This is a genomic window from Streptomyces sp. NPDC037389 (assembly GCF_040636475.1).
Classification (GTDB): domain Bacteria; phylum Actinomycetota; class Actinomycetes; order Streptomycetales; family Streptomycetaceae; genus Streptomyces; species Streptomyces hesseae.
Genome location: NZ_JBEZUS010000001.1, coordinates 105,045 through 125,893, shown reverse-complemented (window position 1 = coordinate 125,893; position 20,849 = coordinate 105,045). Strand labels below are relative to the sequence as shown.

The following is a 20,849-nucleotide window of genomic DNA, read 5'->3' as shown; positions in this document are numbered from 1 at the left end:
ATCATGACCCGGCCGTGGCTCCCACGGCCACCGCGAGCACGGCCCTGACCTGCGCGGTGATCGCCATCCGCGCGCGGACGAACGCGGGGTCGGTGATCCGCCCGGTGGCGGGGTCCGTGTTGCCCGCGCCGAAGTTCAGCACGGGGGTGTGGAGATGGCCGCCCGGGACCTTCAGGCCCACGGCGTCGCGGAGCAGGGTGGCGCGGTAGGCGATCTCGTTGGACAGGTAGTCGCCCCCGCCGCCCGCGCGGGCCGTCGAGCCCGGGGTGGGACCGTCCGGCCGGGCGACGGGCTCGGTGCCGCCCGCCGGGATCTCGGTGACGGAGGTGTTGTCACGCACCGGGAACGGGCCGGTGGTGGCCGCCGTGATGGCCGCGTACGGCAGGGTCGTGGTCGTCCACTGCGGCTGCGGGGTCACGGTCGGTACGCCCGGCGGCACCGGCACGGTCTCCGTGCGCGAGAGCCTGGCGTTGTCCGGGGCGCCGCCGCGCCAGGCGCCGTTCGTGCGCTCGACGTCGAAGCGGCCGGGGCGGCCCTGGCTGATGGTGGTGAACAGGTCGACCTTCCGGGGGCCGGGCCGGAAGTACGGCAGCAGGGTCCGTTCGACCGTGCCGTCGGCGAAGTCCGTCCAGCGCACCGGAAAGACGGCCGCCTCCACGCGCGCCGGGCCGGCCGGGGTGTCGATCACGGTCCCGTCCAGGGCCAGCGCGGCCGCCCCGGAGGGGTTGGAGCGACGGATGTCGGAGTCGAGCTGGAACGGGTCGAAGCCGGTGATCAGCACCCGCTTCACCGTCTCGCCCGCGTGGGGGTACCTCCCACGCCGTTCAGGCAGTGGGGGAAGGTCGAGGGAGTCCTGGCCGCGCGAGGCGCGCTCCACGGCGGCCTCCAGGGCCGCGCGCCGCCGCTCCGGCAGCGGGAACGCCGGCCGCCACTCGCGCAGCGCCCGCGTCATGCCCAGCCGCGCCCAGTACAGCGGCCGGTCGTCGTCCCGGCTCAGATCGCCGCCGTCCGGGCCGCGGCCCTGGGCCCGGTCCACGGCCCGCCGCCACAGCCGCCGGCCGTCGGCGGCCGCCAGGCGCTCGGCCTCGGCGGCGCCGCGCGTACGGGCCAGGGCGCGGGCGAAGCCGGGGGCGACGTCGTCGAAGCCGCTGCGGCGCAGGATCTCCTGCGGCACGGCTCCGGGGAGCCGCTGTTCCTCGACGGTGGGCGCGGGGGCGGCGGGCACGGCCCCGGCGGGGGCGGCGAAGGTGAGCGGAGCGAGATGGGGGTCCCCCCGGACGAAGTCTGGGGGAGGGGAGCAGGCGAGCAGGACGGCGCCGAGGACGGCCAGCCGGAGCGGGCCCGGCGTCCGGGATATATCACGGGGTCTCATGGGACGGAAGGAAATCACCGTGACCGCATGGAGCGATAGAGGGTGGTCAACACCCTTCGGGTGGCGGCGATTTCAGGCCACAATGGCGAGATGGACACAGTGCAGTTCCTGATGGACCCGCTGATATCCGCCGGACGAGCCGATGCCGCCCCACTGTTCGATCCCGGGACGGGTCAAGGCACCCGCCAGTTAGCCGAGTTGGCACTCGCGTTGCTGCTCTCCTCGCTCATCGGGCTGGAGCGGGAGCTCCAGCAGAAGAGCGCGGGGCTGCGCACCCACACGCTGGTCGGCGTGGGCAGCGCGCTGTTCATGGAGGTCTCGATCCATGGATTCACGGGGGCGGGCCAGTTCGACGGCTCCCGGGTCGCGGCGCAGATCGTCTCGGGCATCGGTTTCATCGGCGGTGGCCTGATCTTCGTCCGCCGCGACGCCGTGCGCGGCCTGACGACGGCCGCCACGATCTGGCTGACCTGCGCCGTGGGCATGGCGTGCGGCGGCGGGCTGCCCCTGCTGGGCGGCATGGCGGCCGCGGTGCACTTCCTGGTGGTGCGCGGCTTCCCGGTGGTGACCCGGCGGCTGGCCGCGACGCCCTCGCTGGAGTACGTCGAGCTGAGCCTGTCCTACCGCACCCGCAAGGGGCTGCTGGGGCGGGTGCTGGAGCTGTGCACCCGGTCCGGCTTCCGGGTCACGGACGTCCAGGTCCACGCCCGGGCCCGACAGGAAGAGGGCACGGAACGGGCCAGGGGCAAGGTCAGGGAGGCGGGCGTGGTGCTGAGCCTGGAGGGCAAGGGATCGGCGCATCCGCTGATGGAGGAGCTCGCCGAATGGGAGGGCATCCTCGACATCGATCTCCACGCCCATCGCGAGAGCACGGACTGACGGGCGCGGCGATCCGTACGGCATGCCCCCGCGCGGGTGAACTCGCTTATGAGAAGCGCTCGTTCATCGGATAACGTGCGGGGCGGAAGGCGGTACGGGCCGGTCGCGGTCACCCGTGCCCGCCTTCGGTCACGGCCCGGGCGCCATCGCGCGGGCGCGGGAGGCACCGGGAGTCCGGGGCGAGGGTACGGGCCCCGGTGCCGGAGGTTCCGCGCCCGGTACGCCGGTGGCGGGCCGTGCGTGGGGCGGGGGCGGGGTCACCTGACGGATCCCGCCCCTGCGGCCTGTGCGGCGGCCTATGCGGCGGGCGGCTCGGCGGCGGTGACGGTGCGGTAGGCGAGGGCCGCCAGTTCGCCCTGCCCCTGCTTGCTGGGGTGGAACCAGTCCCACTTACTGAGCGCCTGGCCGCTGAAGTCGTAGCCGTGGACCGAGCCGTCGAAGCGGCACAGCCCGTCGCGCTCGCAGACGCTCTTGAGCACGGTGTTGTACTCCAGGACCCGCTGCTCGACCCGTACGCGCCGGGCCTCGGCCACCGCGTCGTCGGAGCCCGCGTCGGCCAGCATCGACGGGCAGACCGAGCCCAGCTTCCAGATCTCCGGGCCGATCAGGCTCTTGCGCCCCTCCGCCCACAGCCGCCGCAGGTCCGGCACCCCGGCCACATACACCTGGGACTTCGGCAGGGCGGGGCGCAGCTCCCGCAGCGACTTCTCGAAGTCGGCGCGGAAGTCGTCCACGGTGGTCATGTCGTCCACGTTCTTGCGGCAGGCGTCGTTGGCCCCCACCAGCACCGTCACGAGCTGCGGTTTGTCGACGACGGCCGAGCGCATCTGCTCCGGCAGGTCGGCCATCCGGGCGCCGGTGCGGGCGTGGTTCCAGCTGCTGGTCCCGGGCGAGGCCAGCAGCCGCCGGGCGAGGCTGTCGACGGAGGTGCCGGTGGCCCAGGACGCCTCGGGGCAGTCCTTGAGCATGGAACAGGCGTCGAAGCCACGGGTGATGGAGTCACCGAGGGAGGCGATCGACTCGGGTCGGGTGTTCCAGGCCGGGCGGACGGGCTTGGGCTTGGCCGGGGCGGCGGCCGGCTTCTCGGCGCCGGCGTCCGCGCCACCCGCGCTCTCGCAGCCCGAGACCAGCAGGGCGGCGCAGACCACCGCCACGGCCGCTTTGCCGACCGCCCCTCGCCTCTTCCCCCGTGCGACGCTCATGCTCGTGATCCCCTCCGGCCGGGTGATATCTGTCCGGGACCGACGGTACGTCACGCCCGCGACACGCCCGCACGGTAGCTTTTTCCCGGGTGATCGGGTCGGTCCGGCATCTTTCGCTCCGCCTTTCGCTCTACGACGGCACCAAATCACAACACGTCACATCCTGTCCCTTTTCAGGAGAATTGCTCCCGATGGTGTTTACTGTTGGTAACCTCGCGGGCTGGTGCGGGAGTGGCCATTGGGGCAGAATGTCTGCTGCTGTCCCGGGCGGGACCGGTTCGGCTGCGAGGCCGCTGGGGAAGGCGAACCTCGAACCGCACTGGAGGACCCGGTGACGACACGTGGAGTTCTGTATGTGCACTCCGCGCCCCGAGCGCTCTGCCCGCACGTCGAGTGGGCCGTGGGCGGCGTCCTCGGCGCGCGCGTCACCCTCGACTGGATCCGGCAGCCCGCTTCCCCCGGCACCTGGCGCTCCGAGCTCTCCTGGCAGGGCCAGGTGGGCACCGCCTCCAAACTCGCCTCGGCGCTGCGCGGCTGGCACCTCCTGCGCTTCGAGGTGACCGCGGAGCCGTGCGCCACGGCCGAGGGCGAGCGCTACAGCTCCACCCCGGACCTCGGCATCTTCCACGCCGTCACCGGCATCCACGGCGACATCCTGATCCCGGAGGACCGCCTCCGCGCCGCGCTCTCCCGCGCCGACCGGGGGGAGACGGACCTCCGGGCAGAGGTCGAGAAGCTGCTGGGCAAGCCGTGGGACGACGAGCTGGAACCCTTCCGCCACGCGGGCGAGGGCGCGCCGGTGCGGTGGCTCCACCAGGTGGTCTGACCACGGCCCGCGCCGTTGGGCACCTCGGGGTGCGCCGCCGGGGCGGGACGCCGACACGGCGGGAGGGATGCCCCGGACCCGCCCTTTCACCGTTTCCTGGGGCAAGCCCCCAGCCCCCGGCAGGGCGAGGGGCTTCGCCCCCGCCCGGGCCCGGGGCGAAGCCCTCGGGATCGGGGCCCTTCCCGGGCCGGGCCCCCGCAACGGCCGGCGGCCACGCACGACGCGCCCTTGCGTTGGAGCCCGCTCCAAGCCCTAGCGTCGGCGCATGACCTCACCCAGCACCGCCACCGTCACCGTCCTCGGCACCGGCATCATGGGCTTCGCCATGGCCCGCAGTCTCGCCCGGGCCGGGCTGCCCGTCCGGGCCTGGAACCGTAGCCGCGACAAGGCCGAACCGCTGGCCGCGCACGGTGTCACAGTCGTGGACACGCCCGCCGAGGCGGTCACCGGCGCCGATGTGGTCGTCACCATGCTGTACGACGGCCCGGCCGCCCTCGACGTGATGCGCGCCGCCGCCCCCGCCCTGCGCCCCGGGACGGTCTGGGCGCAGTCCACCACCGCCGGGCTCGACGGCACCGCCGTGCTCGCGGACTTCGCCCGCGAGCACGGCCTCGTCCTGGTCGACGCCCCCGTCCTGGGCACCCGGCGGCCCGCCGAGGAGGGCACGCTCACGGTGCTGGCCGCCGGGCCGGAGGAGACCCGCGACACCCTGGCGCCCGTCTTCGACGCCATCGGCTCCCGGACCGTCTGGGTCGGGGACGACGCGGCGGGCGGCGCCGCGACCCGGCTCAAGCTCGTCATCAACAGCTGGGTGCTGGCCGTCACCCACGGCACCGCCGAGGCCCTCGCGCTGGCCGACGGACTGGGCGTGGACCCGGCCCGTTTCCTGGACGCGGTCGCGGGTGGCCCGCTCGACATGGGCTATCTGCGCGCCAAGGCCGGGCTGCTGAGGGACGGCGCCCTCACCCCGCCGTCCTTCGCGACCACCACGGCCGAGAAGGACGCGCGGCTGATCGTCGCCGCCGGGGAGGCCGCCGGGGTGCGCCTCGACGTCGCGGCGGCGGGCGCCGAACGCTTCCGCCGGGCGATCGAGCAGGGCCACGGCGACGAGGACATGGCGGCCTCGTACTTCGCCAGCTTCACCAAGTGAGACAAGCGGGAAGGGCCCGCCCCGGCTGTCACAGCCGGGGCGGGCCCTTCCCGTCGGGATCGTCAGACCGTGCGCAGCGCGAGCACCACGTTGTGGCCGCCGAAGCCGAACGAGTTGTTGATCGCCGCGATCGTGCCCTGCGGCAGCGGGCGGGGCTCGTCGCGGACGATGTCCGCGTCGATGTCCTCGTCCAGCTCGTCGATGTTGATGGTCGGCGGGGCCGTGCGGTGGTACAGGGCGAGGACGGTCGCGACCGTCTCGATGCCGCCGGCGCCGCCCAGCAGGTGGCCCGTCATCGACTTGGTCGCGGAGACCGCGACGTGGTCGAGGTCGTCGCCCAGGACCTTGCGCAGCGCCTTGATCTCGGCGGCGTCGCCCTGCGGCGTGGAGGTGGCGTGGGCGTTGAGGTGGACGACCTCCGCCGGCTTCAGGTCGCTGCTGTCGAGCAGGTTCTGGAGCGCCGCCGCGATGCCGCGGCCGGTCGGCTCCGGCTGCGCGATGTGGTGGCTGTCGGCGGACAGGCCCTGGCCCAGCACCTCGCAGTAGACGCGGGCGCCGCGCGCGGCGGCGTGCTCGGCCGACTCCAGGACGACGATGCCGGCACCCTCGCCGAGGACGAAGCCGTCACGGGCCTTGTCGTACGGGCGGGAGGCCTTGCCGGGCTCGTCGTTGTTCTTCGACATCGCCATCATGCTGGCGAACGCCGCGACCGGCAGCGGGTGGATGGCCGCCTCGGTGCCGCCGGCGACGACGACGTCGGCACGGCCGGAGCGGATCATCTCGTAGGCGTAGCCGATGGCCTCGGCGCCCGACGCGCAGGCGCTGACCGGGGTGTGGACGCCCGCCTGGGCGTTCACCTCCAGGCCGACGTTGGCGGAGGGGCTGTTGGGCATCAGCATCGGCACGGTGTGCGGGGAGACGCGACGGGCGCCCTTCTCCCGGAGCACGTCGTACTGGTCGAGCAGGGTGGTCACACCGCCGATGCCGGAGGCGACGACCGCGCCCAGCCGCTCGGGGGTGACGCCGGTGTCGTCACCGGCCTTGTCGGCGAAGCCCGCGTCGGCCCAGGCCTCGCGCGCCGCGATCAGCGCGAGCTGCGCCGAGCGGTCCAGCTTGCGCAGCATGGGGCGGGGCAGGACGTCGGCCGGGTCGACCGCCACGGGGGCGGCGATGCGGACCGGGAGCTCGGCGAAGCGCTCGCCCTCCAGGGGCTTGACGCCCGAGCGGCCCGCGAGCAGGCCTTCCCAGGTCGAAGCGCTGTCGCCACCCAGCGGTGTGGTTGCGCCGATACCGGTGACGACCACGGTGCGATTGGTCGAGTTCATCGGGATTCTGTCTCCACGTGTAGAGGTGCTGGAACCGCCACCGCCGGGGTGGCGACGAACGCTACGGTCAGTCCTGGTGCTTCAGGATGTAGCTGGCGGCGTCGCCGACCGTCTTGAGGTCCTTGACGTCGCCGTCCGGGATCTTGACGTCGAAGCGCTCCTCGGCGGCCACGACGACCTCGACCATGGACAGCGAGTCGACGTCCAGGTCGTCGGTGAAGGACTTGTCGAGCTTGACGTCCTCGACCGGGATGCCGGCGATCTCGTTGACGATCTCGGCGAGGCCCTTGAGGATCTCTTCCTGGGTGGCGGCCATGTGCGCGCTCCTTCTATGTATTGCGATGTGCTGCTGATTAAGGGAACTGCTGGTGCGGCGAGGTCCTGTGCGGACCGGCCCCGGTGGGTGCCGGTCCGGGAATCTCGCCTAGGGGAGGGTAACGACCGTGGCGGCGTACACGAGACCCGCCCCGAAGCCGATGAGGAGCGCGGTGTCCCCGCTCTTCGCCGCGCCGGTGGCCAGGAGCCGTTCCATGGCGAGCGGAATGGAGGCCGCGGAGGTGTTGCCCGTGGTCTCCACGTCACGGGCGACCGTGACGCTCTCCGGCAGTTTGAGGGTCTTCACCATCGAATCGATGATCCGCATGTTGGCCTGGTGCGGAATGAAGACGTCCAGGTCCTCGGGGCTGACGCCCGCCTCGTCCAGCGCCTGCTGGGCGATCTTCGCCATTTCGAAGACGGCCCAGCGGAAGACCGCCTGACCCTCCTGGGTGATGGCGGGGAAGCGGACGTCCGTCTCCTCGCGGTAGACGTCCCAGGCGACGGTCTGCTTGATCGTCTCAGCCTTGTCGCCCTCGGAGCCCCAGACGACCGGGCCGATGGCGGGCTCGGCGGACGGGCCGACGACCACGGCACCGGCGCCGTCGCCGAACAGGAAGGCCGTCGCGCGGTCCTCCAGGTCGGTGAGGTCCGAGAGCCGCTCGACACCGATGACCAGGACGTGCTCGGCGGAGCCGCCGGTCACCATGTCCCGGGCCATGGCCAGGCCGTAGCCGAAGCCCGCGCAGCCGGCCGAGATGTCGAAGGCGGCGGGCTTGCCCGCGCCCACCTTGTGGGCGATCTCGGTCGCGACGGCCGGGGTCTGCTTGAAGTGCGACACCGTCGAGACGATGACGGCGCCGATCTGGTCGGCGGTGATGCCCGCGTCGGCGATCGCCTTGCCGGCGGCCTCCAGGGACATCGCGGCAACGGTCTCCTCCGGCCCGGCCCAGTGGCGGGTGGCGATGCCCGAGCGCGAGCGGATCCACTCGTCCGAGGAGTCGATGTGCTTGAGGATCTCCTCGTTCGGCACCACCCGGACGGGACGGTAGCCGCCGACGCCCATGATGCGCGCGTACGCGGCGCCCCTGGCGGGCTTGATCTTCGCGGTCATGCTTCTCGGGCTCCTTATTCGGCCGGGGTGACTTCGGCGCCGGCGTGCTCGGCGATGAGCGCGCGGGCGGCGTCGAGGTCCTCCGGGGTCTTGAGCGCGAGCGTAGTGACCCCCGGCAGGGCGCGCTTGGCCAGCCCCACGAGGGTGCCACCGGGCGCCGCCTCGATCATGGCCGTGACGCCCAGCTCCTTGAAGGTCTCCATGCACAGGTCCCAGCGGACCGGGTTGGCCACCTGGCCGACCAGCCGCGCGACGACCTCGGGGCCGGCGGCGACGACGGCGCCGTCCTTGTTGGAGACATAGCGGGTGCGGGGGGCGGCGGGGGTCAGCTCGGCGACCGCCGCCCGAAGGACCGAGACGGCCGGTGCCATGTGGTGGGTGTGGAAGGCGCCCGCCACCTTGAGCGGCACCACACGACGGGTGCCCTCGGGCTTGTCCTCGGCCAGCGCCGCCAGCTGCCCGGCCGTACCCGCGGCCACGATCTGGCCCGCGCCGTTGACGTTCGCGGGGGTCAGGCCCAGCTTCTCCAGGTGCGGCAGGACGACGTCCGCCTCGCCGCCCAGCAGGGCGGACATCCCGGTCTCGGTGACCGCGGCGGCCTCGGCCATGGCCAGCCCGCGCTTGCGCACCAGCCGCATGGCCTCCTCCTCGGACAGCACACCGGTCAGCGCGGCGGCGGCGAGCTCACCCACGCTGTGCCCGGCCACGGCGCCCACCCGGGCGGCGAGCTCGTCGCCGGCCGGGAAGAGCTGCCCGGCGGAGAGCAGCGCGGAGGCCACCAGCAGCGGCTGGGCCACGGCGGTGTCACGGATCTCGTCGGCGTCGGCGGCCGTGCCGTAGTGGACAAGGTCCAGGTCGATGGCGTCCGACCACGCACGAAGGCGGTCGGCGACACCGGGGAGGTCGAGCCAGGGGGTCAGGAAGCCGGGCGTCTGAGCGCCCTGGCCGGGAGCGACGAGTACGAGCACCCTCACACTCTCTCTCGTGGACGGCTCCGCCCACCCGTGAGGACAGGGACCAAGAACCGCCAGGGGAATTGTTGGCGTTCAACAAAAGCGTAAGTGGGTCACTCCGCGTCGGCCAGCCGCCCGAGGATCAGTGCGATGCGCAGGGTGAAGGCGGAGCGGACATCGGAGGGTGACCATCCGGTGACGTCCGTCACACGTCGCAGCCGGTATCGCACGGTGTTGGGGTGGACGAACAGCATCCGCGCCGCGCCCTCCAGGCTGCTGGCCTGCTCCAGATAGACGCTCAGCGTCTCCAGGAGGGCCGAGCCCGCCTCCTCCAGCGGTCTGTAGATCTCCTCCACCAGCTGGTCACGGGCGGCCGGGTCTCCGGCCATCGCCCGCTCCGGCAGGAGATCGTCCGCGAGTACGGGCCGGGGGGCGTCCGGCCAGGCCGCGCACGCCTTGAGGCCGGCCGCCGCGGCCTGCGCGGACTTCGTCGCCGCCAGCAGATCGGGCACCACCGGCCCGGCCACCACGGGGCCCGCCGCGAACGGGCCGATCAGCGACTTCGCCGTCTGGAGCGGATTGTCCGAACCGCCGGCGATCACCACCAGCCGGTCGCCCAGCACGCCCGTGAGGACCTGGAGCTTGGCGTGGCGCGCCGCCCGGCGGATGGCCTCGACGGTCAGCTCGCTGTCCCCGTTGGGCGCCGTGCCCAGCACCACCGCGACATGCGCCGGCGCGTTCCAGCCCAGCGCGGCCGCGCGCGACAGGGCGCCCTCGTCCGCCTCGCCCGACAGCACCGCGTTGACGACCAGCGACTCCAGCCGGGCGTCCCAGGCGCCGCGCGCCTCGGCGGCCTGGGCATACACCTGGGCCGTGGCGAAGGCGATCTCCCGGGCGTAGACCAGCAGCGCCTCGCGCAGCGCCGACGAGTCGCCGGGGGCGGCCACCTCGTCGATGGCCGACTCCATGACCTCGATGGTCGTCCGGACCATCTCCACGGTCTGGCGCAGGGTGATCGCCCGGGTCAGCTCGCGCGGCGCCGTGCCGAACACGTCCGTGCTGATGGCCTGCGGTGTCTCCGGATGCCGGAACCACTCCGTGAACGCCGCGATACCGGCCTGGGCGACCAGGCCGATCCACGACCGGTTCTCCGGGGGCATCGCCCGGTACCACGGCAGCTGGGCGTCCATGCGGGCGATGGCCGCGGCGGCCAGCGTCCCGGAGGACTGTTCCAGGTTGCGGAGGGTGGCGCGGTGGGGGTGGGGGGGATGAGCGGCTGGTTCGGGCACGGGGACAAGCCTGCCTTATTCGGGTGCGATACGGAGCCGCCGGGCCCCCTCCGGGGCGCCCGGCGGGGCTACGGTGGGCCGATGACGTACGTGCAGCGGGCCGCCGATCGCTTCCGCGGCGGCGATCCGGCGGCCGGGATCGAGACCTGGCACGCCTTCTCCTTCTCGGGCTTCTACGACCCCGACAATGTACGGTTCGGCCCGCTCGCGGCCTGCAACGAGGAGCGGCTGGCGGGCGGCGCGGGCTTCGCCGAGCATCCGCACCGGGACGTGGAGATCGTCACCTGGGTGGTCGAGGGCGAGCTCACGCACGAGGACTCCACCGGGCAGGTCGTGACCGTCCGCCCCGGCGACCTCCAGCGGCTGAGCGCCGGCTCCGGCGTCCGGCACACCGAGCGCAACGCGGGGTCCGTTCCACTGCGGTTCGTCCAGATGTGGCTGACGCCATCCGATTTCGGGGGCGAACCGTCGTACGAGGTGGTGCGGGGGATCGCCGACGGGACACCGTATGCGTTGGGGAGGGCGGAGGCGGTCTTGCATGTCCGGCGCCTTCCCCCGGGCGGGCAGGCCGCGCTGCCGGACGCGCCGTGGTTGTACGTGCATGTGGCACGAGGAGCCGTCCGGCTCGGGGAGGACGTTCTGCGGGAGGGGGACGCGGCTCGCGTTCTCGACGCCTCCGGTGCGACGGTCGAGGCGATCGGCTCCCGCGCCGAGGTGCTCGCGTGGGAGATGCACGCGGAGCCGCGTTTCGGGTAGCCCGGCGCTGCGCGCCGGGATTCGCCCACCCTCCCGCCCGATTGCCCCGAACCGTTATGCCTGGCGGAGCTCCGCGATGACCGCGTTCGTCAGGAGCGGCCAGGCCTCGATCGCCCAGGAGCCGAAGGCCCGGTCCGCGAGGGCTACACACGCCGCGCCCAGGTCCGGGTCGACCCACAGGAACGTGCCGGACTGGCCGAAGTGCCCGAACGTCCGCGGCGAGGACGACGTGCCCGTCCAGTGCGGGGACTTGCCGTCCCGGATCTCGAAGCCGAGGCCCCAGTCGTTGGGCCGCTGATGCCCGTATCCGGGCAGGACGCCCGTGACACCGGGGAAGACCACCGTCGTGGCCTCGTCCAGCGTGGTGCGCGAGAGCAGTCGCGGCGCCTGGAGCTCGGCGGCGAACCGGGCCAGGTCGTCCACCGTCGACACGCCGTCCTTGGCGGGCGAGCCGGGAAGGTCCGTGGAGGCCATGCCGAGGGGCTCCAGCACCGCCTGCCGGAGGTATTCGGCGAAGGGGATCTCCGTGGCCTTGGCGATGTGGTCGCCCAGGGCGTCGAAGCCGGCGTTGGAGTACAGCCGCCGGGAGCCCGGCTCGGCCATGGAGCGGTACTCGTCGAAGGCGAGACCGGAGGTGTGGGCGAGCAGATGGCGCACCGTGGAACCGGGCGGGCCGGCCGGCTCGTCGAGCTCGATCGCGCCTTCCTCCACGGCGATCAGCGCGGCGTACGCGGCCAGCGGTTTGGTGACGGAGGCCAGCGGGAAACGGTGGCGGGTCGGGCCGTGCGCACCCGCGTAGGTACCGTCCGCGCGCACGACGGCGGCCGCCGCGGTCTTGACGGGCCAGTTCTCGATCATCCGCAGGCTTTCCATGGCAAGGAGCCTAACGCGCGGCGGGATCGGGCCGGATCACGTCGGAATCCCGCTTGCTTCGAGTGCACTCCAACTCTCTAGCGTTGGGGACGCACCGCACGGGGCGAGCGAGGGGGAAGCGGCAATGACATTGATGGACACCGAGAGCGCGCCGGCCGGAGCGGTGCCCGACCCCTGCTCCCCGCTCGCCCGCGAGCGCCAGCGCCGCCCGGAGGGCCGGGAGCGCTACACGATCAGCGAAGTGGCCGCGTACGCCGGGCTGTCCGCGCACACCCTCCGCTGGTACGAGCGGATCGGGCTGATGCCGCACGTCGACCGCTCCCACACGGGGCAGCGCCGCTACACCGACCGCGACCTGGACTGGCTGGACCTGGTGGGCCGGCTGCGGCTGACCGGGATGCCGGTGGCCGACATGGTCCGCTACGCGGAACTGGTCCGCCAGGGCGAGCACACCTTCCCCGAGCGCGAACGGCTGCTGAGCACGCACCGCGACGACGTGCGGATGCGCATCGCGGAGCTGCGCAGCACGCTGGAAGTACTGGACTACAAGATCGACATCTATGCCGACGCCCGCCGGGCGTCCGAAGGGGCATGACAGATGAGCAACGAGAAGATCGCACGTGTGGCCCTCGGCAACGGCGGCCCGGAGGTCGGCGTCCAGGGCCTGGGCTGCATGGGCATGAGCTTCGCCTACGGCCCGACGACGGACGAGGCGGAGGCCCGGGCGACGCTGGAGCGGGCGCTGGAGCTGGGCGTCACCCTCTACGACACCGCCGACATGTACGCGATGGGTGAGAACGAGAAGTTCATCGCCCCCTTCATCCAGGCCAACCGGGAACACGTGGTGCTGGCGACGAAGTTCGCGATCTCCCCGGACCCCGAGGACCCGACGAACCCCGCGAAGCGCACCATCCGCAACGAGCCCGCGTACATCCGTGAGGCGGTCGAGGGCAGCCTGCGGCGGCTGGGCGTCGAGCAGATCGACCTCTACTACATGCACCGCCGCAACCCCGAGGTCCCGCTGGCGGAGTCGGTGGGCGCGATGGCCGAGCTGGTGGCGGAGGGCAAGGTCAAGCACCTGGGCCTGAGCGAGGTCACGGGCAACGAGCTGCGCGAGGCGCACACCGTGCACCCGATCGCCGCCGTGCAATCGGAGTGGTCGCTCTTCAGCCGGGACATCGAGGAGAACGTCGTCCCGGTCGCCCGTGAGCTGGGCGTCGCCCTCGTGCCGTACTCACCGCTGGGCCGCGGCTTCCTGACGGGTTCTTTCGCGAACGCCGAAAAGGAGCTGTCGTCCGACGACTGGCGCCGCACCCAGCCGCGCTTCACGGGTGACAACGCGTCGTCGAACGTCGCCCTGCTGGAGCCGCTGCGGCGGATCGCCGAGGCGCGGGGCGTCACGCTCGCCCAGGTCGCGCTGGCGTGGGTGCAGCAGCGGGCGGTGGTGGTGGGCCTGACGGTCGTTCCGATCCCGGGCACGCGCAAGCGTTCCCGTCTGGAGGAGAACGTGGGCGCCACCCGCGTCGAGCTGACGGCGGACGAGCTCGCGGCCCTGGAGCCCATCGCCGGCAAGGTGGCCGGCGACCGCTACCCGGACATGAGGTTCACGTCGGCGGGCCGGGAGTAACCCTTACGTCGAACGGGGTCCGGGGCGGAGCCCCGGCTACGGGAAGGGGTGGGGCTGGGGAGACTCCCCCTCCCACGGCGAGGGCTCGGGTTCGTCCTCCCCCGTCTCCCCCGTCAGGTCCCGCGCCAGCAGCGTCGCCCCCGCCACGGCCCCCGGCATCACGAACACCGCGACGAGCGGCACCAGGAAGAGCAGGGTCAGCGGCACTCCGAAGCCCAGCACCAGCAGCTTGCGGGAGCGCAGCAGCTCCAGCCGCCGGCGCAGCGGCACCCCGCGTCGCTGGAGGGCGACGGCGGAGAGTTCCTCCGTCAGAAAGAAGCCGGAGAAGCAGAATCCGATGGCCGGGACCACCGTCTGGCCGACGAAGGGCACAAAGCCCAGGGCGAAGAAGAGGACGCCCCACAGCGCGGCCCGGACGAGCACGGCGAGGCTCTCGCGGGCCGAGATCCACAGCTCGCGCCAGAGCGGCAGCCCGGACGACGGGGCGCTGCCGCCCTCCGCCAGGTCGACCCGCTCGGACAGCGCCTCGTAGAAGGGCTGTCCGACGAGCAGCGTCACCGCGGTGAAGGAGAGCATCGCCAGCAGCAGGCAGCCGCCGAAGAAGAGCGCCGTCAGCGCGCCGCGGAAGAGGCCGAGCCAGGGTGAGCCCCAGCCGTCGGCGAAGGGCGTGGCCCAGTCGACGACGTCGTCGGCCCAGAAGACGAGCGCGGTCATCGCCGCCGCGTACCCGATCAGGGTGATCAGCCCGGGCAGCAGCCCGAAGCCCCATTGCCGGCGGTTGCGCCCCACCCAGCGCTGGCCCTTGACCAGGTACGACATGCCCGTCACAAGATCTCGCATGGCGGCACATCGTAGCCGCCGGGGCGGGCGGCCCCGTGCCGTCAGAGCGTGACGATCATCTTTCCGGTGTTCTCGCCGCGCAGCAGACCGAGGAACGCGTCGACGTTGTGCTCGATGCCCTCGACAACGGTCTCGCGGACCTTGAGCTCGCCGGAGCGGATCCAGCCGCCGACCTCCTCGACGAACTGCGGGCGCAGCGCGTTGTGGTCCGAGACGATCATGCCCTGGACGCGCAGCCGCTTGGCCAGGATGTTGACCATGTTGCGCGGGCCGGGCACGGGCTCGGTGGCGTTGTACTGGGCGATCATGCCGCAGATCGTGACGCGGCCGTGGAGGTTGAGGGCGCTCAGCGCCGCCTCGAAGTGCTCGCCGCCGACGTTGTCGAAGTAGACGTCGATGCCGTCGGGGGCCGCCGCCTTCAGCTGGTCGACGACCGGGCCGTCCTTGTAGTTGAAGGCGGCGTCGAAGCCGTACTCCTCGCGCAGCACGCGGACCTTCTCGGCCGAGCCCGCGCTGCCGATGACGCGCGCGGCGCCCTTGAGCCGGGCGATCTGGCCGACGAGGCTGCCGACGGCGCCGGCGGCACCGGAGACGAAGACGGTGTCGCCCTCCTTGAAGGAGGCGACCTCCAGCAGGCCCGCGTAGGCGGTCATGCCGGGCATGCCCAGCACGCCGAGGTAGGCGGAGAGCGGGGCGATCTTCGGGTCGACCTTGGCGGCGCGGGCGGCGTCGACCACCGCGTAGTCACGCCAGCCGAGGCCGTGCAGGACGTGGTCGCCGGGCTCGAAGCCCTCGGCCCGCGAGGCCACGACCTCGCCGACCGCGCCGCCGTCCATCGGCCGGTCCAGCTGGTACGGCGGGATGTAGGACTCGCGCTCGTCCATGCGGCCGCGCATGTAGGGGTCGACGGACAGGTGGACGTTGCGGACCAGGATCTGGCCCTCGCCGACCTCGGGGAGGGCGACCTCGCGCAGGGCGAAGTCCTCCGGCTCGGGCCAGCCCACGGGGCGGGCGACGAGGTGCCATTCCCGGGCGGTCTCGGGGATGCGGGCGGCTGTGGCGGTCATGGGAAACAACCCTCCAGATACTTAAGAACCTCAACCAATCATGTGCCTCGATATTTCACTATGTCAAGTAACCGAGTAGTCTGGTTTGCATGACACCCCCTCCACGACCCGCCGACGCCCTGACCCTCGAGGTGGTCGACCTCATCGCGACCGTCGTCGCGCGCTACCACGAGGAGTACGAGGAGGCGGCCGCCCGGCACTCGCTCACCGGCGCCCAGGCCCGGGTCCTGGCCCTGCTGGCCCGGGAGCCGCTGCCGATGCGGAAGATCGCCCTGAAGCTGAAGTGCGAGCCGTCGAACATCACGGGGATCGTCGACCGGCTGGAGGCCCGGGACCTGGTCGAGCGCCGCCCGGACCCGGACGACCGCCGGGTCAAGCTCGCGGCGGCGACGGAGGAGGGCCGCCGGACGGCCGCCCGGCTGCGGGAGTCGCTGCACTTCGCGCGCGAGCCGCTGGCCGGGCTGTCCGAGGAGGAGCGCGCCGCGCTGCGGGACCTGCTGAAGCGGATGCTGGGCGAGGAACCGCCCGCACCCCCCACGGCCGGCTGACACGCGGCGGCGCCGGAGGGCGCGTGCGGCCCGGGCGTCGCGAGCACCGGCACCGGTCGCCCCGGCCCGCCCGGCGAGGGCTACGCGGGCAGCCGCAGCTCCCCCGCCGTGACGACCGTCCCCAGCCGGGGCATGTCCAGCGCCACCGACGCCCGGTGCTCCTCGGCCGTCAGCGCGCTCATCGCGTCCTCGACGAAGACGAGGTCGTAGCCGTGGTCGGCGGCCGCCCGGCCGGTCGACTCCACCCCGAGGTTGGTGGCGATCCCGGCGAGCACCAGCGTCCGCACCCCGCGCTCGCGCAGCCGGTCGTCGAGCCCGGTGCCGTGGAACGCGCCCACCGTCCGCTTGACGATCTCGATGTCCCCCGGCTCCGCGATCCCCGCGAGCAGCCCGCTGCCGGGAGGCTGTTCGGCGAGGCCGGGCCGCTCCACCCGGACGACCACCACCGGCGCCCCCGCCTTGCGGAAGGAACGCGCCAACTCCGCCGCCGCCCGCGCCACTTCGTCGCCGTGGTGGGGCGCGAGGGGCAACGCCACGAGGCGCTCCATGAGGTCGACGAGGACGAGTGCGGTGCGCTGGGGGTCGAGTTCCGTCATGGCCCCAGACCGTACCGGCCGCGACCTCGGCGTGGGCGGCCTCCGGGCGGGCTCACGGCTGCCGGTAGGTAAAGCTTCCGCGAAGGGCGACTTCGGGGTGCGCGGCCGGCAACTCGCCGAGGTTTTCCGATGCGTTGCCGAAAGGCGGGGCGGGTGCGTCACGATGGCACGCATGAGACCGTCTTCCGACCCCGTCCTTGGTCCCGTCGCCGCCTTCGGGCCCCTGGAGTTCCAGCTCGTGCTGCTGCGCCGGATGGCCGACCACCAGCCCGGGCTGGTCGAGGACGCGCTGCGCGAACTGGGCGTCGGGCGCGCCGAGATGCGTGAGGCCAACCGCCGCTGGCAGGCCATGACGCGCTCCCCGCGTGGCCGGGGCGCGGGGACCCGCTACCGCTCCGTCCTGGGCCCGCCGGAGAGCACCGGGGAGCGCCGCGTCGGCGATCTGACCTTCGAGGCGGCGTCCTGGCCGGTGCCGCTCTGGCCCGGGCTGCGCTTCGAGGTGCTGAGCGCCCCCGGCGGCGCGGTGTGGAACGAGTGGCTGGTCCGCGCGCCCGGGGCCGGCCCGGCCGTGCCGCGTACGGTCGAGGAGCTGCTGCCCTGGTCCTGCACGGTGGACGAGGTCGCCCGGGCCTTCCCGCCCGCCCGGCCGATGGAGGGCACCGCCCCGACGCGCTGGCGGCTGGCCTTCACGGCACCGGACGCGGCCGGGGTGCCCGGGGAGTACGTCGCGGAGTTCACGTGGGGGCTGTTCCAGCGGCTGATTCCCTAGCGGCGGCGGGCCGGTCCGTCTCCCGGCGGAGGGCGGAGTGGCCGTTCGGCCGAGGCGGGGGCGCGGGGGCGGGTCCTAGGTTGGGGCGCATGTCCATGTCCACGTCCACACCCCGCATCCGCCGTTCCCTGACGGCCCTGCTGCTGCTGGTGGTGGCCGCCGTGCTGACCGGCGCCTGCGCCTGCACGCCGGGCGGCGGGACCGGCAAGGCCATCGGCGGTCCGGCGCAGGCCGAGGAGCCGTCCCGGGTCGCCATCCCGTCCCTCGGCGTGGACAGCCCGCTGATGCGGCTGGGCCGCGGCGACGACGGCACCGCGCGGGTGCCGCCGCCGGAGAAGGGCAGGACCGCGGGCTGGTACCGGGGCAGCGCCAAGCCGGGCACCCGGGGCGCCGCCGTGATCATCGGCCATGACGCGACCCCCGACGGCAAGGCCGTCTTCCGCGACCTGCACAGGATCAAGGAGGGCGACGTGATCGACGTCGAGCGCGGCGACGGCAAGATACTGCACTTCACGGTCACCGGCACGGAGAAGGTCGCCGAGAGCGCCTTCCCCACGCGGAAGGTCTACGGGGAGACCCGGGAGAAGGCGCTCCGCCTGGTCACCTGCGCGGGCGACCTGATCGTCTACGCGAAGCTCGCGTAGACGGCGCACGGGAGACGTCAGGCGAGCTCGGCGGCCAGGGTGATCGTCGTCCCGGTGAGCGCCTGGCTGACCGGGCAGTTCTTCTTGGCGTCCTCGGCCGCCGCGGCGAAGCCCTCCTCGTCCAGACCCGGCACCTCGCCGCGGACGGAGAGGTGGATGCCGGTGATGCCCTCGCCGGGCTGGAAGGTCACCTCGGCCTTGGTCTCCAGCCGGGTGGGCGGGGTGCCGGCGCCGGTCAGGGCGTGCGAGAGGGCCATGGAGAAGCAGCTGGAGTGGGCGGCCGCGATCAGCTCCTCCGGGCTGGTCCTGCCGTTGGCCTGCTCCGCGCGGGAGGCCCAGGTGACCGGGTACGTGCCGATGCCGGACGACTCGAAGGCGATCTCGCCGTTGCCCTTGATCAGCTCACCGTTCCAGACGGTGGTGGCGATGCGGTTGGTGGCCACGCTGTCTCCTCTATGAAGTGGTCTGTGACGTGGACGACTCTATGCAGTGGAAACCGCCCCGATCATCCTGCGCCCGGCGGCCGCCCTCAGGCTCCGACACGCCCGTTCCAGGCGACCAGGGCGGGGCGGCCGTGCTCGGTGCCGATGCGGCTGACCGTGGCGGTGTCCAGCCGGAACAGCGCGCCGGCCGACGGCGGCAGCCCGAGCCTACGAGCCGTCAGCACCCGTAGGAAGTGCCCGTGGGCGACCAGCGCGACGTCGCCGGGGACACCGTCCGCCAGGCGGGAGGCGATCCGGGCCAGCACCCGGTCGGCACGGGCGCCGACCTCCGCCGGCGACTCGCCGGGGTGCTCCGGCGGACCGGGCGCGACCCCGTCGTCGAAGAGGAACCAGCCCGGCCGGTCCCGCTGGATGGCGGCCGTGGTGACGCCCTCGTAGCCGCCGTAGTCCCACTCCCGCAGATCCGGCTCGGTCTCCGCGCCCTTCAGCCCCGCCAGCTCGGCCGTGCGCACGGCCCTGGCCAGGGGGCTGGTGAGCACCAAGGCGATGTCGCGCCCCTCCAGCGCCGGCCGCAGCGACTCGGCCTCCCGCTCCCCGTGCCCGGTCAGCGGGAGGTCCGTCCAGCTGGTGTGGCGTCCGTCCCGGCTCCAGGCCGTCTCGCCGTGCCGGATCAGCAGCAGCTCACCCATCGTTGCCGGGAGCCGCCGCCCCCTCGGTCCGGGCCTGCTCCACCGAGGCCCGCACCTCGTCCATGTCCAGGGCGCGCGCCTGCCCGATGATGTCCTCCAGCGCGGCCTCCGGCAGCGCGCCGGGCTGGGCGTACACGGCGATGTTGTCCCGCACGATCATCAGCGTGGGGATCGACCGGATCTCGAACGTGGCCGCGAGCTCGGGCTGTGCCTCGGTGTCCACCTTCGCGAACACCAGGTCCTGGTGGCGCCCGGCCGCCCGCTCGAAGACGGGGGCGAAGTTCCGGCACGGGCCGCACCACTCGGCCCAGAAGTCGATGAGCACGAATCCGTTGCCGGAGACGACCTCGTCGAAGTTGTCCTTGGTGAGCTCCACGGTGCTGCTGCTCATGAGCGCCTTCCCGCTTCCGGTTGTCCGTCGCGTCCGGGCCAGTGTGGCCCAAGCACGCCAACAGGCGGGGAAGGCGGCCTATTCCGGCGGCCGTCCCCGTGCCGGCCGCCCCGTGCCGACCCGCGGACGGCCGGGGCGAGACCGGTGTCACACCGGGTGCCGCGACCGCGTACGCCCCCGGAAAACACCGCGCCCCGGCCGGGAGATCCCGGTCGGGGCGTCGAAACGGCAGGCGAGATCGTTTCTGCACCTGAACCGCGCGTGTGGGGCGGGTGGGACTCGAACCCACGGCCGACGGATTATGAGTCCGCTGCTCTAACCGGCTGAGCTACCGCCCCGTTCACGGCGCGTCGCGCACAACTGTGCGCGCCGTCTGCCGCAGCATAGCCGCTCATACGATCTGCTGCCCCGGTGGGTCCGTATCGTGTGATCGGTCTGACCATGAGGACTTCGATCACGCCGGTTCGGTTCCCGCTTCCGGCGGTTTCCGGCATGAAAAAAGGACCCCGAGGGGTCCTGATCTCACTGCTCCCCCGACTGGACTCGAACCAGTAACCTGCCGATTAACAGTCGGCTGCTCTGCCAATTGAGCTACAGGGGACCGCGCTCCCCCGACTGGACTCGAACCAGTAACCTGCCGATTAACAGTCGGCTGCTCTGCCAATTGAGCTACAGGGGATTGTCGCGTTTGCCTCGAATGCTCCTCCGGCCGGTCTCCCGGGCGGCGCGCGTTCGCTGCGAGACATACATTAGCGCAAGCAGGGGGGTGCTCCGCCAATCGGTATCCCCGCAGGCCCCGGGAGTGACCTTCGGCCCGGCAGGGTAGGCGGCTGGCGGCGGGCTCAGCGGAACCCAACGGAAGGACGGGCGCGATGCGCTACCGGCTGACCTTCATCACCGGCGCGGCTGTGGGGTACGTGCTCGGCGCGCGCGCCGGGCGCGAGCGGTACGAGGAGCTGCGCAAGGGCGCGCGGCGCATCGCGCAGAACCCGGCGGTGCGCAACACCGCCGAGACCGCCGCCGTCAACGGCCGGGCCCTCGTCACCCGGACCTTCGACAAGGTCGGGGACCGGCTGCCCGGCTCCGTCGCGGAGCGGGTCCGCTCCCTGCGCGAGCGGGGACAGGGCGGCGTCGAGGACGACTGGGGCACGAGCAACACCTGACCGTCCCCCGAATGGCCG

The 20,849-nt window shown here is 72.9% G+C and carries 24 protein-coding genes and 3 tRNA genes; 10 read left to right on the top strand and 17 right to left on the bottom strand.

The annotated features are described in order from the left end of the window. Nucleotide 1 precedes the first annotated feature (1 nt). Nucleotides 2–1,372, bottom strand: a complete 1,371-nt coding sequence (locus tag AB0E98_RS00600) for a pyroglutamyl peptidase (RefSeq protein ID WP_361697038.1) — start codon at nucleotides 1,370–1,372, stop codon at nucleotides 2–4. Between the two features lie 111 nt (nucleotides 1,373–1,483). Here AB0E98_RS00600 and AB0E98_RS00595 point away from each other — a divergent pair, with 111 nt between their 5' ends. Next, entirely contained in the window at nucleotides 1,484–2,251 is a 768-nt protein-coding gene (locus AB0E98_RS00595; RefSeq protein WP_361698098.1) for an MgtC/SapB family protein, read from the top strand. A gap of 296 nt (nucleotides 2,252–2,547) precedes the next feature. Here AB0E98_RS00595 and AB0E98_RS00590 read toward each other — a convergent pair whose 3' ends face one another. Then, nucleotides 2,548–3,453, bottom strand: a complete 906-nt coding sequence (locus AB0E98_RS00590; RefSeq protein ID WP_361697036.1) for an SGNH/GDSL hydrolase family protein — start codon at nucleotides 3,451–3,453, stop codon at nucleotides 2,548–2,550. Between the two features lie 331 nt (nucleotides 3,454–3,784). On the opposite strand from AB0E98_RS00590, the gene AB0E98_RS00585 reads away from it, so the two are divergent. Together AB0E98_RS00585 and AB0E98_RS00580 are read left to right on the top strand one after the other, a co-directional pair. Further along, nucleotides 3,785–4,279, top strand: coding sequence for a DUF3145 domain-containing protein (locus AB0E98_RS00585; protein WP_311613148.1), 495 nt, complete (start codon nucleotides 3,785–3,787; stop codon nucleotides 4,277–4,279). A 265-nt stretch (nucleotides 4,280–4,544) separates the two neighbouring features. Next, the gene (locus AB0E98_RS00580; RefSeq protein ID WP_361697034.1) at nucleotides 4,545–5,429 is read left to right on the top strand and encodes an NAD(P)-dependent oxidoreductase; all 885 of its coding nucleotides are present in this window, start codon (nucleotides 4,545–4,547) and stop codon (nucleotides 5,427–5,429) included. 62 nt (nucleotides 5,430–5,491) lie between these two features. Here the strand turns inward: AB0E98_RS00580 and fabF are convergent, their stop codons facing one another. From fabF to AB0E98_RS00555, 5 genes are all read right to left on the bottom strand, one after another. Next, nucleotides 5,492–6,754: a beta-ketoacyl-ACP synthase II gene (fabF, locus tag AB0E98_RS00575; RefSeq protein ID WP_361697032.1), complete on the bottom strand. Its 1,263-nt coding sequence runs from the start codon at nucleotides 6,752–6,754 to the stop codon at nucleotides 5,492–5,494. Between the two features lie 67 nt (nucleotides 6,755–6,821). Then, the gene (locus tag AB0E98_RS00570) at nucleotides 6,822–7,070 is read right to left on the bottom strand and encodes an acyl carrier protein (RefSeq protein WP_361697030.1); all 249 of its coding nucleotides are present in this window, start codon (nucleotides 7,068–7,070) and stop codon (nucleotides 6,822–6,824) included. Nucleotides 7,071–7,178: 108 nt separating this feature from the next. Beyond that, the gene (locus AB0E98_RS00565; RefSeq protein ID WP_361697028.1) at nucleotides 7,179–8,183 is read right to left on the bottom strand and encodes a ketoacyl-ACP synthase III; all 1,005 of its coding nucleotides are present in this window, start codon (nucleotides 8,181–8,183) and stop codon (nucleotides 7,179–7,181) included. A 14-nt stretch (nucleotides 8,184–8,197) separates the two neighbouring features. Beyond that, entirely contained in the window at nucleotides 8,198–9,151 is a 954-nt protein-coding gene (locus AB0E98_RS00560; protein ID WP_361697026.1) for an ACP S-malonyltransferase, read from the bottom strand. Between the two features lie 98 nt (nucleotides 9,152–9,249). Next, complete coding sequence (locus AB0E98_RS00555) at nucleotides 9,250–10,425, bottom strand: helix-turn-helix domain-containing protein (protein ID WP_361697024.1); 1,176 nt, start codon at nucleotides 10,423–10,425, stop codon at nucleotides 9,250–9,252. Between the two features lie 81 nt (nucleotides 10,426–10,506). Here AB0E98_RS00555 and AB0E98_RS00550 point away from each other — a divergent pair, with 81 nt between their 5' ends. Further along, complete coding sequence (locus AB0E98_RS00550) at nucleotides 10,507–11,181, top strand: pirin family protein (protein ID WP_361697022.1); 675 nt, start codon at nucleotides 10,507–10,509, stop codon at nucleotides 11,179–11,181. Between the two features lie 54 nt (nucleotides 11,182–11,235). Here the strand turns inward: AB0E98_RS00550 and AB0E98_RS00545 are convergent, their stop codons facing one another. After that, nucleotides 11,236–12,054: a serine hydrolase domain-containing protein gene (locus tag AB0E98_RS00545; RefSeq protein ID WP_361697020.1), complete on the bottom strand. Its 819-nt coding sequence runs from the start codon at nucleotides 12,052–12,054 to the stop codon at nucleotides 11,236–11,238. A gap of 124 nt (nucleotides 12,055–12,178) precedes the next feature. On the opposite strand from AB0E98_RS00545, the gene AB0E98_RS00540 reads away from it, so the two are divergent. After that, a complete protein-coding gene (locus AB0E98_RS00540; protein ID WP_361697018.1) occupies nucleotides 12,179–12,649 on the top strand; it encodes a MerR family transcriptional regulator in 471 nt (156 codons plus the stop codon). 3 nt (nucleotides 12,650–12,652) lie between these two features. Further along, nucleotides 12,653–13,681, top strand: coding sequence for an aldo/keto reductase (locus AB0E98_RS00535; protein ID WP_361697016.1), 1,029 nt, complete (start codon nucleotides 12,653–12,655; stop codon nucleotides 13,679–13,681). 36 nt (nucleotides 13,682–13,717) lie between these two features. Here AB0E98_RS00535 and AB0E98_RS00530 read toward each other — a convergent pair whose 3' ends face one another. Beyond that, nucleotides 13,718–14,521 carry an EI24 domain-containing protein gene (locus tag AB0E98_RS00530; protein ID WP_361697014.1) on the bottom strand — a complete coding sequence of 268 codons (804 nt, stop codon included), beginning with the start codon at nucleotides 14,519–14,521 and terminating at the stop codon, nucleotides 13,718–13,720. A 41-nt stretch (nucleotides 14,522–14,562) separates the two neighbouring features. After that, the gene (locus tag AB0E98_RS00525) at nucleotides 14,563–15,588 is read right to left on the bottom strand and encodes an NADP-dependent oxidoreductase (protein ID WP_361697012.1); all 1,026 of its coding nucleotides are present in this window, start codon (nucleotides 15,586–15,588) and stop codon (nucleotides 14,563–14,565) included. Nucleotides 15,589–15,677: 89 nt separating this feature from the next. Here AB0E98_RS00525 and AB0E98_RS00520 point away from each other — a divergent pair, with 89 nt between their 5' ends. After that, complete coding sequence (locus AB0E98_RS00520) at nucleotides 15,678–16,136, top strand: MarR family transcriptional regulator (RefSeq protein ID WP_361697010.1); 459 nt, start codon at nucleotides 15,678–15,680, stop codon at nucleotides 16,134–16,136. An 80-nt stretch (nucleotides 16,137–16,216) separates the two neighbouring features. Here AB0E98_RS00520 and AB0E98_RS00515 read toward each other — a convergent pair whose 3' ends face one another. Further along, nucleotides 16,217–16,732 (bottom strand): isochorismatase family protein, encoded by a 516-nt coding sequence (locus AB0E98_RS00515; RefSeq protein ID WP_361697008.1) that lies wholly within the window; start codon nucleotides 16,730–16,732, stop codon nucleotides 16,217–16,219. A gap of 172 nt (nucleotides 16,733–16,904) precedes the next feature. On the opposite strand from AB0E98_RS00515, the gene AB0E98_RS00510 reads away from it, so the two are divergent. Together AB0E98_RS00510 and AB0E98_RS00505 are read left to right on the top strand one after the other, a co-directional pair. After that, nucleotides 16,905–17,501: a hypothetical protein gene (locus AB0E98_RS00510; protein WP_361697006.1), complete on the top strand. Its 597-nt coding sequence runs from the start codon at nucleotides 16,905–16,907 to the stop codon at nucleotides 17,499–17,501. Nucleotides 17,502–17,590: 89 nt separating this feature from the next. Then, nucleotides 17,591–18,145 carry a sortase gene (locus tag AB0E98_RS00505; RefSeq protein WP_361697004.1) on the top strand — a complete coding sequence of 185 codons (555 nt, stop codon included), beginning with the start codon at nucleotides 17,591–17,593 and terminating at the stop codon, nucleotides 18,143–18,145. Between the two features lie 17 nt (nucleotides 18,146–18,162). Here AB0E98_RS00505 and AB0E98_RS00500 read toward each other — a convergent pair whose 3' ends face one another. From AB0E98_RS00500 to AB0E98_RS00475, 6 genes are all read right to left on the bottom strand, one after another. Then, nucleotides 18,163–18,588, bottom strand: a complete 426-nt coding sequence (locus tag AB0E98_RS00500; RefSeq protein WP_361697002.1) for an OsmC family protein — start codon at nucleotides 18,586–18,588, stop codon at nucleotides 18,163–18,165. Between the two features lie 86 nt (nucleotides 18,589–18,674). Beyond that, on the bottom strand, nucleotides 18,675–19,277 hold the full coding sequence (locus AB0E98_RS00495; RefSeq protein ID WP_361697000.1) for a histidine phosphatase family protein: 603 nt from the start codon (nucleotides 19,275–19,277) through the stop codon (nucleotides 18,675–18,677). Further along, a complete protein-coding gene (gene trxA / locus AB0E98_RS00490) occupies nucleotides 19,270–19,668 on the bottom strand; it encodes a thioredoxin (RefSeq protein WP_311613130.1) in 399 nt (132 codons plus the stop codon). Before trxA ends, AB0E98_RS00495 begins: the two co-directional genes overlap by 8 nt. A 264-nt stretch (nucleotides 19,669–19,932) precedes the next feature. Then, a tRNA-Ile gene (locus AB0E98_RS00485) sits at nucleotides 19,933–20,006 on the bottom strand. 190 nt (nucleotides 20,007–20,196) lie between these two features. Beyond that, nucleotides 20,197–20,269 (bottom strand) — tRNA-Asn (locus AB0E98_RS00480). A 5-nt stretch (nucleotides 20,270–20,274) separates the two neighbouring features. Beyond that, nucleotides 20,275–20,347: transfer RNA gene (locus AB0E98_RS00475), tRNA-Asn, on the bottom strand. 193 nt (nucleotides 20,348–20,540) lie between these two features. Between AB0E98_RS00475 and AB0E98_RS00470 the strand changes: the two genes are divergently transcribed. Further along, nucleotides 20,541–20,831 carry a YtxH domain-containing protein gene (locus AB0E98_RS00470; protein WP_361696998.1) on the top strand — a complete coding sequence of 97 codons (291 nt, stop codon included), beginning with the start codon at nucleotides 20,541–20,543 and terminating at the stop codon, nucleotides 20,829–20,831. Nucleotides 20,832–20,849: the final 18 nt, after the last annotated feature.

What these genes read in the sequence shown, in the direction of transcription:
- AB0E98_RS00545 (WP_361697020.1), bottom strand. Translation starts at nt 12,054, where the DNA reads ATGGAAAGCCTGCGGATGATCGAGAACTGGCCCGTCAAGACCGCGGCG.
- AB0E98_RS00510 (WP_361697006.1), top strand. Translation starts at nt 16,905, where the DNA reads ATGAGACCGTCTTCCGACCCCGTCCTTGGTCCCGTCGCCGCCTTCGGG.
- fabF (WP_361697032.1), bottom strand. Translation starts at nt 6,754, where the DNA reads ATGAACTCGACCAATCGCACCGTGGTCGTCACCGGTATCGGCGCAACC.
- AB0E98_RS00515 (WP_361697008.1), bottom strand. Translation starts at nt 16,732, where the DNA reads ATGACGGAACTCGACCCCCAGCGCACCGCACTCGTCCTCGTCGACCTC.
- AB0E98_RS00535 (WP_361697016.1), top strand. Translation starts at nt 12,653, where the DNA reads ATGAGCAACGAGAAGATCGCACGTGTGGCCCTCGGCAACGGCGGCCCG.
- AB0E98_RS00550 (WP_361697022.1), top strand. Translation starts at nt 10,507, where the DNA reads ATGACGTACGTGCAGCGGGCCGCCGATCGCTTCCGCGGCGGCGATCCG.
- AB0E98_RS00600 (WP_361697038.1), bottom strand. Translation starts at nt 1,372, where the DNA reads ATGAGACCCCGTGATATATCCCGGACGCCGGGCCCGCTCCGGCTGGCC.
- AB0E98_RS00525 (WP_361697012.1), bottom strand. Translation starts at nt 15,588, where the DNA reads ATGACCGCCACAGCCGCCCGCATCCCCGAGACCGCCCGGGAATGGCAC.
- trxA (WP_311613130.1), bottom strand. Translation starts at nt 19,668, where the DNA reads ATGAGCAGCAGCACCGTGGAGCTCACCAAGGACAACTTCGACGAGGTC.
- AB0E98_RS00495 (WP_361697000.1), bottom strand. Translation starts at nt 19,277, where the DNA reads ATGGGTGAGCTGCTGCTGATCCGGCACGGCGAGACGGCCTGGAGCCGG.
- AB0E98_RS00540 (WP_361697018.1), top strand. Translation starts at nt 12,179, where the DNA reads ATGACATTGATGGACACCGAGAGCGCGCCGGCCGGAGCGGTGCCCGAC.
- AB0E98_RS00530 (WP_361697014.1), bottom strand. Translation starts at nt 14,521, where the DNA reads ATGCGAGATCTTGTGACGGGCATGTCGTACCTGGTCAAGGGCCAGCGC.
- AB0E98_RS00565 (WP_361697028.1), bottom strand. Translation starts at nt 8,183, where the DNA reads ATGACCGCGAAGATCAAGCCCGCCAGGGGCGCCGCGTACGCGCGCATC.
- AB0E98_RS00595 (WP_361698098.1), top strand. Translation starts at nt 1,484, where the DNA reads ATGGACCCGCTGATATCCGCCGGACGAGCCGATGCCGCCCCACTGTTC.
- AB0E98_RS00570 (WP_361697030.1), bottom strand. Translation starts at nt 7,070, where the DNA reads ATGGCCGCCACCCAGGAAGAGATCCTCAAGGGCCTCGCCGAGATCGTC.
- AB0E98_RS00580 (WP_361697034.1), top strand. Translation starts at nt 4,545, where the DNA reads ATGACCTCACCCAGCACCGCCACCGTCACCGTCCTCGGCACCGGCATC.
- AB0E98_RS00520 (WP_361697010.1), top strand. Translation starts at nt 15,678, where the DNA reads ATGACACCCCCTCCACGACCCGCCGACGCCCTGACCCTCGAGGTGGTC.
- AB0E98_RS00505 (WP_361697004.1), top strand. Translation starts at nt 17,591, where the DNA reads ATGTCCATGTCCACGTCCACACCCCGCATCCGCCGTTCCCTGACGGCC.
- AB0E98_RS00590 (WP_361697036.1), bottom strand. Translation starts at nt 3,453, where the DNA reads ATGAGCGTCGCACGGGGGAAGAGGCGAGGGGCGGTCGGCAAAGCGGCC.
- AB0E98_RS00470 (WP_361696998.1), top strand. Translation starts at nt 20,541, where the DNA reads ATGCGCTACCGGCTGACCTTCATCACCGGCGCGGCTGTGGGGTACGTG.